General features: G+C 70.2%; 14 protein-coding genes. 11 read left to right on the top strand and 3 right to left on the bottom strand.

The genetic code is table 11. The features are described 5' to 3' along the window. Positions 1-276 precede the first annotated feature (276 nt). Together QSV35_RS09680 and QSV35_RS09685 are read left to right on the top strand one after the other, a co-directional pair. Positions 277-2,736: an Rne/Rng family ribonuclease gene (locus tag QSV35_RS09680; protein WP_286288537.1), complete on the top strand. Its 2,460-nt coding sequence runs from the start codon at positions 277-279 to the stop codon at positions 2,734-2,736. A 56-nt stretch (positions 2,737-2,792) separates the two neighbouring features. Continuing rightward, the gene (locus tag QSV35_RS09685) at positions 2,793-3,884 is read left to right on the top strand and encodes a glycosyltransferase (RefSeq protein ID WP_286288538.1); all 1,092 of its coding nucleotides are present in this window, start codon (positions 2,793-2,795) and stop codon (positions 3,882-3,884) included. 3 nt (positions 3,885-3,887) lie between these two features. Here the strand turns inward: QSV35_RS09685 and QSV35_RS09690 are convergent, their stop codons facing one another. Further along, positions 3,888-4,487: a TMEM175 family protein gene (locus QSV35_RS09690; RefSeq protein WP_286288539.1), complete on the bottom strand. Its 600-nt coding sequence runs from the start codon at positions 4,485-4,487 to the stop codon at positions 3,888-3,890. Next, complete coding sequence (locus tag QSV35_RS09695) at positions 4,484-4,765, bottom strand: DUF4031 domain-containing protein (protein ID WP_286288540.1); 282 nt, start codon at positions 4,763-4,765, stop codon at positions 4,484-4,486. Before QSV35_RS09695 ends, QSV35_RS09690 begins: the two co-directional genes overlap by 4 nt. Positions 4,766-5,015: 250 nt before the next feature. Here QSV35_RS09695 and rplU point away from each other — a divergent pair, with 250 nt between their 5' ends. From rplU to rsfS, 9 genes are all read left to right on the top strand, one after another. Continuing rightward, positions 5,016-5,324: a 50S ribosomal protein L21 gene (rplU, locus tag QSV35_RS09700; RefSeq protein ID WP_286288541.1), complete on the top strand. Its 309-nt coding sequence runs from the start codon at positions 5,016-5,018 to the stop codon at positions 5,322-5,324. A 19-nt stretch (positions 5,325-5,343) separates the two neighbouring features. Continuing rightward, entirely contained in the window at positions 5,344-5,601 is a 258-nt protein-coding gene (gene rpmA / locus QSV35_RS09705; RefSeq protein ID WP_286288542.1) for a 50S ribosomal protein L27, read from the top strand. A gap of 123 nt (positions 5,602-5,724) precedes the next feature. Next, positions 5,725-7,257, top strand: a complete 1,533-nt coding sequence (obgE, locus tag QSV35_RS09710) for a GTPase ObgE (RefSeq protein ID WP_286288544.1) — start codon at positions 5,725-5,727, stop codon at positions 7,255-7,257. Beyond that, on the top strand, positions 7,254-8,093 hold the full coding sequence (gene proB, locus QSV35_RS09715) for a glutamate 5-kinase (protein ID WP_286288545.1): 840 nt from the start codon (positions 7,254-7,256) through the stop codon (positions 8,091-8,093). Before obgE ends, proB begins: the two co-directional genes overlap by 4 nt. Then, entirely contained in the window at positions 8,090-9,355 is a 1,266-nt protein-coding gene (locus QSV35_RS09720) for a glutamate-5-semialdehyde dehydrogenase (RefSeq protein ID WP_286288546.1), read from the top strand. The genes proB and QSV35_RS09720 overlap by 4 nt, the downstream gene beginning before the upstream one ends. A gap of 53 nt (positions 9,356-9,408) precedes the next feature. After that, a complete protein-coding gene (locus tag QSV35_RS09725) occupies positions 9,409-9,633 on the top strand; it encodes a hypothetical protein (protein ID WP_286288547.1) in 225 nt (74 codons plus the stop codon). Between the two features lie 9 nt (positions 9,634-9,642). Continuing rightward, complete coding sequence (gene nadD, locus QSV35_RS09730; RefSeq protein WP_286288548.1) at positions 9,643-10,239, top strand: nicotinate-nucleotide adenylyltransferase; 597 nt, start codon at positions 9,643-9,645, stop codon at positions 10,237-10,239. Continuing rightward, positions 10,236-11,429 (top strand): hypothetical protein, encoded by a 1,194-nt coding sequence (locus tag QSV35_RS09735; RefSeq protein ID WP_286288549.1) that lies wholly within the window; start codon positions 10,236-10,238, stop codon positions 11,427-11,429. Before nadD ends, QSV35_RS09735 begins: the two co-directional genes overlap by 4 nt. A 23-nt stretch (positions 11,430-11,452) precedes the next feature. After that, a complete protein-coding gene (gene rsfS / locus QSV35_RS09740) occupies positions 11,453-11,812 on the top strand; it encodes a ribosome silencing factor (RefSeq protein WP_419956839.1) in 360 nt (119 codons plus the stop codon). Between the two features lie 20 nt (positions 11,813-11,832). Here rsfS and QSV35_RS09745 read toward each other — a convergent pair whose 3' ends face one another. Next, positions 11,833-12,258, bottom strand: a complete 426-nt coding sequence (locus tag QSV35_RS09745) for a VOC family protein (RefSeq protein ID WP_286288551.1) — start codon at positions 12,256-12,258, stop codon at positions 11,833-11,835. Positions 12,259-12,261 lie beyond the last annotated feature (3 nt).

The following is a 12,261-nucleotide window of genomic DNA, read 5'->3' on the forward strand; positions in this document are numbered from 1 at the left end:
CTCGGATTATGGCATCCGCGGCTGTCCACGGAGCGCGTTCGCGACACCCTCGACGTCTCGCTTCGCGCATCCGGCCCACTTGGTGCGATAATGGAGGTCGATGCGCGGCGGCCGCGCCGCACAGCGCATCACAGAAGACTTCAGGGCGATGAAAGCCCTCGCAGCTCGAGCCACGGGCCGGCTGCAGACCGAGTGAGTTCGCGGCACCGCAGGTGCGGGCGCCGCACGAGAATTTCGCCGGGCGACGCGCGGTGTCGCCCCGCTGGGAGTACGCCGGTGACGACCGATGAGAACAACGACAACCTCGACTTCGATGCAGAACAGGATGCGGCGTCCCTGACGCCGCGCCCGAGCGAGGCTGACGCGCCCGCCGAAGAGGCGGAGACCACAGAGACCGCGGTCCCGGAGGCCGCGGTGCCTGAAGCGGTCGAGATCGCTGAGGCTGATGCTCTGGAGACCGTCGAGGTGCCCGAACGTGCGGCAGCCGACGACGTCGAGCCTTCCGAGGTCCCCGAGCCTGTCGAGGGGTCGTCTCCGGAGCAGGCCTTGTCTGCCGACGACTCCGAGTCGCCCGCCGAAGCCCCGGAAGCAACCGCGGGGCACCAGACGCCCGCCGAGCCCGAGGCGCCCGCAGAGTCCCAGGCGCCGGCGGAGCCCGAAGTCGAGGTCGAGTCCGAGCCCGCCGAAGTCACGGCCGTCTCGCTCGGTCTCCTTCCCGAGGTGTTCGTCTCGGCGGTTTCCACTCAGCTGCACTTCTACGCCCCCGCGGTCACGTACCTTCCCGCGCGGCCCGAGCCGGAGCCGGAGGAGTCCGCATCCAGCAGCTCCCGCCGGCGTCGCCGCCGCGGCGGCCGTGAGGATGGCGCCGACGAGCAGCCCGTCGTACAGCAGCAGCCGCGCCAGCGCGCGGTCGAACTCATCACGGAGCCGCAGCGCATCAAGGGCTCGACGCGTCTCGAGGCCAAGAAGCAGCGCCGTCGCGACGGCCGCGAGGCCGGGCGCCGTCGTCCTGTCGTGACCGAGGCGGAGTTCCTCGCCCGCCGCGAGGCGGTCGACCGCGTCATGATCGTCCGGTCCAAGAACGGCCGCGTGCAGATCGCGGTCCTCGAGGACAAGGTCCTCGTCGAGCACTACGTGGCGCGCAACCAGGACGCATCCCTCATCGGCAACGTGTACCTCGGTCGCGTGCAGAACGTCCTCCCCAGCATGGAGGCCGCGTTCGTCGACATCGGCCGCGGCCGCAACGCCGTGCTGTACTCGGGCGAGGTGGACTGGGACGGCGTCGAGACCGGCAACCAGCCGCGCCGTATCGAGCTCGCGCTGAAGTCGGGCGACAAGGTGCTCGTGCAGGTCACGAAGGACCCGGTCGGCCACAAGGGCGCGCGCCTGACCAGCCAGATCTCCCTCCCGGGGCGCTACCTCGTGTACGTGCCGGGCGGTGCCATGAACGGCATCTCGCGCAAGCTCCCCGACACTGAGCGGGCGCGTCTGAAGAAGATCCTCAAGGAGGTGCTGCCCGAGTCGTCGGGCGTCATCGTCCGCACCGCCGCCGAGGGCGCCACCGAGGACCAGCTGACCCGCGACGTGCAGCGCCTCACCAACCAGTGGGAGCACATCAGCAAGCAGGTCGAGACGATCCAGGCCCCCGCACTCCTGCACTCCGAGCCCGACCTCCTCGTCAAGATCGTCCGTGACGTCTTCAACGAGGACTTCTCGAAGATGCTCATCCAGGGCGAGGACGCGCAGCGCACCATCGAGAACTACCTCGCCAGCGTCGCTCCCGACCTCCTCGAGCGCGTCGAGCGCTACGAGGGCGATGCCGACCCGTTCGACCAGTTCCGTGTCACGGAGCAGATCGAGAAGGCGCTCGACCGCAAGGTGTGGCTCCCGTCGGGCGGCTCGCTCGTCATCGACCGCACGGAGGCCATGACGGTCGTCGACGTCAACACGGGCAAGTTCGTCGGCTCCGGCGGAAACCTCGAGGAGACGGTCACCAAGAACAACCTCGAGGCCGCGGAAGAGATCGTCCGCCAGCTGCGCCTGCGCGACATCGGCGGCATCATCGTCGTCGACTTCATCGACATGGTGCTCGAGTCCAACCGCGACCTCGTGCTCCGCCGTCTCGTCGAGTGCTTGAGCCGGGACCGCACGAAGCACCAGGTGGCCGAGGTCACCTCGCTCGGCCTCGTTCAGATGACGCGCAAGAAGCTCGGCCTCGGGCTCCTGGAGACCTTCAGCGAGCCGTGCGAGGTCTGCGCGGGCCGCGGCGTCATCGTCCACCACGACCCGGTCGTCAAGCACCGCGCGCAGTCGACCGGCAGCGGAAACGGCAACGGCGGCGGCAACAGCAGCCGTCGTCCGGCGCGCACTCCCGCCGCCGCCGCGGCGGCCCCGGCCCCGACGACGGGCACGCACGTGATCACCGAGGGCGTGAAGTCGGCGCTCGCGCAGATCGCGGCCTCGACGATCCACCACGACGAGGTGCACGCCGAAGCGGGGCACGCGGAGGTCCCGGCCGCAGACGCCGTCGAGCCGGCCCCGGAGCGTCCCAAGAAGCGCCGGAAGAAGTCGGATTCGTCGCGCAAGGCGCCGATGACCGAGAAGGAGCTCCTCCTCGACTCGGTGCTGAACGCCCTTCCCGAGCCGAAGGCTCCCGGGCAGGGCCGCAGCCGTCGCCGGGTGACCACGGCGAGCCTTCCGGGCACGCCCGTCGTGCACGCCCCCGACGCGGAGTGACGACGACCCCCTGACATTCCTCCAGACCCGGCGCTATCGTGTCGGCAGGAGGGATCATGGGGAAGATCCTCTTCGTGACATGGGACGGCGGCGGCAACCGCGTTCCCACGTCGGCGATCGCGCGTGAACTGGGACGGCGCGGACATGATGTGCGGGTGCTCGGCCACGACTCTCAGGCCGGGGACTATCAGGGCATCCGCGTCACGTTCGTCCCATATCCGAGCCTGCCCGGATTCCGCCTCGACGCGTCCGGAACGGGGCTGTACCGCCTGTTCACCAACCGCCGGATGGCGGAGGACACGATCGCGCTCCTGACGATCCAGCCGGCGGACGCCGTCGTGGTGGACTGCATGCTGATCTCGGTGCAGGACGCGCTCGACAAGCGCGGAATCCCGTTCGCGATCCTCGAGCACTCGCTGCACGACGTCATGGTGAAGGCCTTCCGTACGCTCGGCCTCGTGCTGTGGCCGAGGTACGGCGTCGGTCGGCTGCGGGCCGACGCGCGGCCGATCGTTGCGGCATCTATCCCCTCGCTCCTCCCGTTCACGGCCGCCGCCGTGCCGAACGACCCGCGTCCCGGGGAAGTCGTCTTCACGGGTGCGATGATCCCCGCTGTCGCCGCCGCGCCACCTTCGCCGACGGTCGTCGTCAGTCTCAGCACGTACCGTTTCCCGGCGCTCGTCGCGACGTGGCAGCAGGTGCTGGATGCGGTGGACGGACTCCCCGCGCGCGTCGTGGCGACGCTCGGACCGGCGATTGCTCCGGGGGAGCTGCGGGTGCCTGCATCCGTCGAGCTCCACGACTGGATGCCGCACGAGGAGCTGCTGCGCGACGCGAGTCTCGTCGTCGGCCATGGCGGCCACGGAACGACGCTGGCGGCCCTCGCGCACGGGGTGCCGCTCCTGATCCTGCCGCTCGACGGCATGAGCGATCAGCCCAAGGTCGGGGCGGAGATCCAGCGTGCGGGTCTCGGCCGGCGTCTGCCGCGACGGTCCTCCGCGTCCGAGATCCGCGGCGCGATCGACCGGCTCCTCGTCGACGAGGGCGTTCACGATGCGGCGCAGCGGCTCGGGGCATCCATCCGCACCATGAACGGTCCCGCGCGGGGCGCGCATGCCGTCGAGGCGGTCGCCCGCCCCGTCGGGTGAGGGCTACGCGGTGTCGTTCTCGGCCGCCTGGGCGCGCAGGTAGCGCTCCACGCGGCGGTCCGGAACGAGCCAGATGACCGCGACGGCGACGTAGGGCAGGAGCCCGAGCCAGGGGACGACGTAGGAGAGCACGATCCCGAGCATGTAGAGCACGGGGGAGAGCCATCCCTTCCAGTCCCGCGCGAACACGTCCCGGATGCGGTCGCCGCCCGGCTGCCGGGTGATGGCGCGCTGAAGGATGAAGTAGGCGATCGCGGCGCCGAGGAGGTTGACGCCGTACACGACGGTGGGAATCTGTGCGACGTGCGTCTCGGTGAGCCAGGCGGTCGTGAACGGATACAGCGAGAGCCAGAACAGCAGATGGAGGTTCGCCCACAGCACGCCGCCGCTGATCTGCGGGTGCAGCTGGAACAGGTGGTGGTGGTTGTTCCAGTAGATGCCGATGTAGACGAAGCTCAGGAGATAAGTGAGGAGCCCCAGCCCGGAGGTGTGGATGAGGTCGCCCCATCCGGTCCCTTTCGGAACGGCGAGTCCGAGCACCATGACCGTGATGATGATGGCGAGCACGCCGTCGCTGAACGCCTCCAGCCGGGACGAGGTCATCGGAGATCCCTTTCGCGTCGTTCGCGGGCGGTGACGCGCAGACCGGATGCGATGAGCCTGCGGACGAGTTCGTGGCCGTCGACGTGCTCCGCCCCCGCCGCGATGAGGCGCGCGTGCGCCTCCTCGGGTACGTCGTAGTGGTCGAGGTCGAATCCCCGACGGGGGATGCCGTTGGCCTGCGCGAACACGTGCAGCTCGTCGGTGCTCCTGTCGCTGACCAGATGCGCCCACAGCCGTCCGTGCGCAGGCCAGCGCGGGTCGTCGATCAGGATCGCCACGCGCAAGATACTAGGACGGTGCCGCCCGTGCGAGGGCCGATCGGCGTGCCCGACGCGCCGCGAGCCCGGCGCTTTTGCCTGGGAGGCGGGCATCCGGTAAAGTATTCCTTTGGTGCGTTGCGTCCCCGGGACCGTGGCCGACGCCCGTCCCCGAGTGAGTCGCCCCGCGGCCAGCACGTGGTCCGCACCAAGACTTCCCGTCTTCCCAGACAATCCGGAGCCGCGGGCTCCCAGACGAAACAGGTGTGAAGTGGTTTACGCAGTTGTGCGCGCCGGCGGCCGCCAGGAGAAGGTGTCGGTCGGCACGATCGTCGTGCTCGACCGCCAGCAGGCCAAGATCGGCGAGACGATCGAGCTTCCGGCCGTCCTCCTCGTCGACGGCGAGGCCGTCACGACCGACGCCGACGCGCTCGCGAAGGTGTCCGTCACCGCGGAGGTGCTCGGTGAGGAGCGCGGCCCGAAGATCGTGATCCAGAAGTTCAAGAACAAGACCGGCTACAAGAAGCGCCAGGGCCACCGCCAGGACCTCACGCGCGTCAAGGTCACCGGCATCAAGTAAGCCAGGGAGAGACGCAGAGATGGCACACAAAAAGGGCGCAAGCTCCACCCGTAACGGTCGCGACTCCAACGCCCAGCGACTGGGCGTGAAGCGCTTCGGCGGCCAGACCGTCAACGCCGGCGAGATCCTCGTCCGTCAGCGCGGCACGCACTTCCACCCGGGCGCGAACGTCGGCCGCGGTGGCGACGACACGCTGTTCGCGCTGGCTGCCGGCTCGGTCGAGTTCGGCAACAAGGGCGGCCGCAAGGTCGTCAACATCGTCGCGGCCGCAGAGTAGGCTTCGACGCGCCCGGCCACCGGCTGGGCACAGTCTTCGCGAGGGGCGGGCTTCGGTCCGCCCCTCGCTCTTTTCCGGCAGAATCCGAGAAGGATCTCACGCCACGACAACTCGAGGAGCGGCATGGTCACCTTCGTCGACCGCGTCACGCTGCATCTGCGTGCGGGCAAGGGCGGGAACGGCTGCGTCTCGGTGCGCCGCGAGAAGTTCAAGCCGCTAGCCGGCCCCGACGGCGGCAACGGCGGTGACGGCGGCGAGATCGTCCTCGTGGCCGACCCGCAGGTGACGACGCTCCTGTCGTATCACCACTCGCCGCACCGGTCCGCCGGCAACGGCGGGTTCGGCATGGGCGACAACCGGTCGGGCGCCGAGGGCGAGGATGTGGAGCTCGCGGTCCCGATCGGCACCGTGGTCAAAGACCCCGAGGGCGACACCCTCGTCGACATGGTCGAGCCGGGGATGCGCTTCGTGGTCGCTCCCGGCGGCCGCGGCGGACTCGGCAACGCCGCTCTTGCGACCCCCAAGCGCAAAGCCCCCGGCTTCGCGCTCCTGGGCACCCCGGGCTGGGAGGGCGACGTCGTCCTCGAGCTCAAGACGGTCGCGGATGTAGCCCTCGTCGGCTTCCCGTCCGCCGGCAAGTCGAGCCTCATCGCCGCGATCTCCGCGGCGCGGCCGAAGATCGCGGACTACCCGTTCACGACCCTGCACCCGAATCTCGGCGTCGTCCAGGCCGGAGACGTGCGCTTCACCGTCGCCGACGTGCCGGGGCTCATCGAGGGCGCGAGCGAGGGCAAGGGGCTCGGCCTCGAGTTCCTCCGTCACGTCGAGCGCTGCACGGCTCTCGTGCACGTGCTCGACTGCGCGACGCTCGAGCCCGGCCGCGACCCGCTGACAGACCTCGACGTCATCCTCGCCGAGCTCGCGGCCTACCCGGTCCCCGAGGGCCAGATCCCGCTGCTCGAGCGTCCGCAGCTGATCGCGCTGAACAAGGTGGACGTGCCCGAGGCGAAGGATCTCGCCGACCTCGTGCGACCCGATCTCGAGGAGCGCGGATACCGCGTGTTCGAGATCTCGACCGTCAGCCACGAAGGCCTGCGTCAGTTGAGCTTCGCCCTCGGCGACATCATCTCCCGCCACCGCGCGGAGGAGGCCGAGAAGCCCGCGGCCCCGCGCGTCGTCATCCGTCCGAAGGGCGCGGACAAGGAGTTCCAGATCCGCGTCGAGGGCGGGACGTACGGACCGCTCTACCGCGTCCTCGGTGACAAGCCGGTGCGCTGGGTGCAGCAGACGGACTTCCAGAACGAGGAGGCCGTGGGCTTCCTGGCCGACCGCCTGGAGAAGCTGGGCGTCGAGGACGGCCTGTTCCGCGCCGGTGCGACGCCGGGGGCGACGGTCGTGATCGGCGGCGGCGACGGCATCGTCTTCGACTGGCAGCCGGCGCTGTCCTCGGCGGCCGAGCTCATGACCGCGCCGCGCGGCACGGATCCCCGCCTCGACCAGAGCACGCGGCGCACGACGTCGCAGCGCCGCGAGCGGTACCACGAGATGATGGATGCCAAGGCCGCCGCGCGCGCCGAGCTCGAGGCCGAGCGGCTCATGACGACGGCGGAGCTCGAGTCCGAGCGCCTCGGGCACGACGCGGAGGACGCGGAGTGACGCTGCGCGATCGCGCGGAGCTGAACGGCGCGCGGCGCGTCGTCGTCAAGGTCGGATCGTCGTCGATCAGCGGCGAGAACGCGGCGAAGATCGATCCGATCGTGCGCGCCCTCGCTGCGGCGCATGCGCGCGGCACCGAAGTCGTCCTCGTGTCGTCCGGTGCGATCGCGACGGGGATGCCGTTCCTGGCGCTCGAATCCCGGCCTACTGACCTCGCGACGCAGCAGGCGGCGGCGGCGGTCGGACAGAACGTCCTCATCTACCGGTATCAGAAGGCTCTGCGCGAGTTCGGGATCGTGGCCGGACAGGTGCTCCTGACCGCCGGCGACTTCGAGGATCCGACGCACCGTTCGAACGCGCGGCGCGCGATGGAGCGCCTGCTCGGACTCCGCATCCTGCCGATCGTGAACGAGAACGACACCGTCGCGACCCACGAGATCCGCTTCGGCGACAACGACCGGCTCGCCGCGCTCGTCGCGCAGCTCGTAGGGGCCGACGGACTGGTGCTGCTGAGCGACATCGACTGCCTCTACACGAAGCCGCCGGAGGAGCCGGGCGCCGAGCCGATCCCGACGGTGCCGTTCGCGGCCGATCTCGGCGGGTTCGAGTTCGGTTCGACGGTCGTCAACAGCGTGGGCACCGGGGGAGCGGCGACGAAGGCCTCCGCGGCGCGGATGGCGGCGGCCTCCGGGGTCGGCACGCTCGTCACGAGCGCCGATCTGGTCGACGACGCGCTGTCCGGTGCGGATGTGGGCACCTGGTTCGTGCCGGATGCTGAGGCGGTCATGCTCGTGGCGACCGGGCCCGTGCACACCGCCGATAAACTGGCCGGATGATCCCGACCGCAACGACGGCGACTTCTGCGCGCGAGCGGATGCTGCTCGCGAAGGATGCCGCGCGCCAGATCGGACTCCTCTCCGACGAGCGCAAGCGCGACGCGCTACTGGGCATCGCGGGCGCCCTCGAAACCGCGGCCGCGGCCATCGTCTCGGCCAACGACGAAGATCTCCGGCGGGGCCGGGCCAACGGCCTGTCCGACGGCCTCCTCGACCGACTGCGCCTCGACGACGTGCGTGTGGCCGCCCTGGCCGCCGCCGTGCGCGACGTCGCCGCCCTGCCCGACCCCGTCGGCCGTGTGCTCGACGAGCGAGTCCTCCCGAGTGGCGTACGGCTGCAGAAGGTCTCGGTGCCGTTCGGCGTCGTCGGCTCGATCTACGAGGCGCGCCCGAACGTCACGGTCGACATCGCGGCGCTCGCACTGCGCTCGGGCAACGCCGTCGTGCTGCGCGGCGGAACGGCGGCCGAGAGGTCGAACGCCGCCCTCGTCGCAGTGATGCGAGACGGCCTGGCGGCGCAGGGCATCGACCCGGAAGCCATTCAGACGGTCGACGACTTCGGCCGCGAGGGCGCGCACGAGCTCATGAACGCCCGAGGGATCGTGGACGTCCTCGTGCCGCGCGGGAGCGCGCAGCTCATCGAGACGGTCGTGACCGAGTCGTCGGTCCCGGTCATCGAGACCGGTGCCGGCGTCGTCCACATCGTCCTCGACGAGTCGGCGCCGCTGGAATGGGCGCGCGACATCGTCGTGAACGCCAAGGTCCAGCGGCCGAGTGTGTGCAACGCGGTCGAGACGGTCCTCGTCGTGGGCGAGGCATCCCGGTTGGTCGGACCGGTCGTCGAGGCGCTGCAGGATGCGGGTGTCACGGTGCACGGCGATGCCGCCGTCGCCGCTCTCGCCCCCGGTATCGTCCCCGCGACGGAGGCCGACTGGGAGACCGAGTACATGAGCCTCGATCTCGCGATGCACGCCGTCGCCGACCTCGACGAGGCGCTCGAGCACATCCGCCGCTATTCGACGCACCACACCGAATCGATCATCACCGCGGACGACGCGAACGCCGAACGGTTCCTCGCCGAGGTGGACTCGGCCGTGGTCATGGCGAACGCCTCGACGCGCTTCACGGATGGCGGGGAGTTCGGGTTCGGCGCCGAGGTCGGCATCTCTACGCAGAAGCTGCATGCCAGAGGCCCGATGGGCCTCGCCGAATTGACGAGCACGAAGTGGCTCGCGCGCGGCTCCGGACAAGTCCGGGCCTGACGACATAGACTGAGAGATGCGCCCCGCGCATCCGAAACCGAAACGGAGCCCCGATGTCCATCGCCACGCTGATCGCCTTCGCAGCCGCTGAGGCCGAGCACTCCGGAAACGCTGCTCTCGAGACGATCATCTTCCCGATCATCGCGATCTCGTCGTTCGTGTTCCTTGCGCTCGTCACGATGTCCTACCGCAATGTCTCCAACCGTCACGCCCACAAGGCCGAGGCCTACGCCAAGGCGCACGCCGACGACCTGCAGCAGACGGGGCACGGGCACTAAGGCGACCGAATGACGGTGACGCGGACCCGGCGCATCGGGGTCATGGGTGGGACGTTCGATCCCATCCACAATGGACACCTCGTCGCGGCCAGCGAGGTCGCGCAGTCCTTCGACCTCGACGAAGTCGTCTTCGTACCCACGGGCGAACCGTGGCAGAAGACGAAGGTGACCGACAGCGAGCACCGCTATCTGATGACGGTGGTGGCCACCGCATCCAATCCGCGCTTCACGGTGAGCCGCGTCGACATCGACCGCCCGGGTCCCACGTACACGATCGACACTCTCCGCGATCTGCGGGCGCAGCGCCCTGGTGCAGAGCTCTTCTTCATCACCGGCGCAGACGCCGTAGCGCAGATTCTCAGCTGGAGGGACCATCATGAACTGTGGGAGCTGGCGCACTTCGTCGCCGTCTCGCGGCCCGGTCACGTGCTGAGCACGGATGGTCTGCCCGCTGACGGCGTGAGTCAGCTCGAAGTTCCCGCCCTCGCGATCTCGTCCACGGACTGCCGGGATCGCGTCGGCCGAGGCCACCCCGTGTGGTATCTCGTCCCCGACGGTGTCGTCCAGTACATCGCGAAGCATCATCTCTATCGGAGCCCAGCATGAGCACACCCGACCAGTCGGACACCTCTCAGCTCACGCGGAAGCAGATGCGCGAGCAGCAGCGCGAGACCGGTGCCGTGCCCATCGCCGTGCCGCAGAACGCGGCCGCGGCGCCCGTCGCGTATCCGCCCGTGCCTCCGCTGCCGCGACCGGCCGAGCCGGCAGTTCTTCCGCCCGCACCCGTCCCGGACGCGAGCGTCGACCTCGGCGTGTCCCCGCTGACCCGCCGTCAGGCCCGTCAGCAGGAGCGGATCCGCACCGCCTCGGTCCCCGTGATCACCCCCGAGGTCGCCGCCGCCCACACCGCCGCCATGGCGGCGTCCGCGGCGGCCGCCGCCCCGCAGTCGGCATTCGCGCCCATCACGACGCCGACCGCGCCGGCGAGCGAGCCCGATACGCTCACGGCGGCATCGTCGCTCCGGTCGCTGTTCGACACGACGGACGAGCACGCCCCGGTCGCGGCTCCCGAAGCGCCGCGCACCGACTCCGCCGATCCCTTCTCGTCACTGGGGGGAGGCATCACCCCGCCGCCGGCTCCGACGGGCGACCGTCCCACGGTGGGCAGCGCTTTCGGCGCGGCGCTCATCGGAGGCGCGCCTGCCCCTTCGGCACCGGCGGCCGACCCGGCACCTGCCGTTGCGTCGGCACCGGTCGCCCCCGCGCCCAAGGCGCCCACGCCGACGCCTCCCGCTCCGTCGCCCGCCTCGACGCCGGCGGTGCGCGCTTCCGAGCCCGCTGCCGACCAGGCGGACGACCCGTTCGAGAGAGTCCTCTCGCGGGACACCTCGAGCGGCAGCACGGGGGCATCTCCGCACACTTTGATCGTCTCGCAGAACCCGACCGCGGGTCCGATCTCGGCGCCGCTGTCGGGCACCGGCGAGGTGCTCGTGACGGGCACCTACGCGCTGCCCGACGGACTCGGCTCGCTCGGTCACGTTCCCGGCGCTGCCGACGGCAAGGAGGTCGACGCGACTCTCGTCGACGGCGAGCTGCCGGTCCATTCGTCGCCCACGCCGATCGCGGCGAGTGCCGCCGTCAGCACGGCGAAGGGGCAGGACGAGCTCATCCGCCCTCCGGCACCGGAGAAGGGCAGCAAACTCATGCTGACCCTCGCCATCACGGCCGGCGCGCTGGCGCTCGCGCTCGTGGGCGTTCTCATCGTCGCGTTCGCCACGGGGGTGTTCTCGCAGTGACCGCCACGAAGCAGGGCGTCGAGATGGCGCAGATCGCGGCGCGCGCCGCCGACGGTAAGGGCGGCGAGGACCTCCTCGCACTGGACGTCAGCGAGCCGCTGCCGCTCGTCGACGTGTTCCTCCTGGTCACCGGCCGCAGCGAGCGCAACGTCGCCGCGATCGCCGACGAGGTGGAGGAGCAGCTGCTCCTCGCGGGCTACAAGCGGGTCCGCCGTGAGGGCCGCAACGAGGCCCGCTGGGTGCTCCTCGACTTCGGCGACCTCGTCGTGCACGTCTTCCACGAGCAGGAGCGCGTCTACTACGGGCTCGAGCGCCTGTGGAAGGACTGCCCGACGGTGCCGCTCGACCTGCCCGCCCCTGCGGTGGCCGGGACTGCCGAGTAACGTCACTTCCTGCCGGCAGCTCACTGCAGGCAGAACTCGTTCCCCTCGGGATCGCGCATCTGGTAGTAGTGCTCGGGCCACGGGCCCCACATCTGGTCGACCAGCCGGACAACCTCGGCGCCGAGGGCCACGAGCCGTTCGCACTCGGCATCCAGTTCCGCCGGCGTCGGACGACGTCCCGGTGTCGCGGAGACATCGAGGTGGATGCGGTTTCGGCCGTCCTTGGGGCGATCGGCATGATGGAAGAACAGTCGCAGACCGACATGCGCCGGATCCTCCGCGAGGGCGACTTTCGCGAGGTCTTCCTCGGTGAGTCCAGAGGCGAGGAGCGTCTCCTTCAGCTCGCCGTCGAACACCTGCTCCGGGTAGGCGAAGACGCCGGACCAGAAGCGGGCGAGAGCCTGAGGATCGTTCGCGTAGAACGTGATGTTGCCGAGCCCTGCCATGCT

This window comes from Microbacterium candidum (assembly GCF_030315975.1).
GTDB classification, from domain to species: Bacteria; Actinomycetota; Actinomycetes; order Actinomycetales; family Microbacteriaceae; genus Microbacterium; species Microbacterium candidum.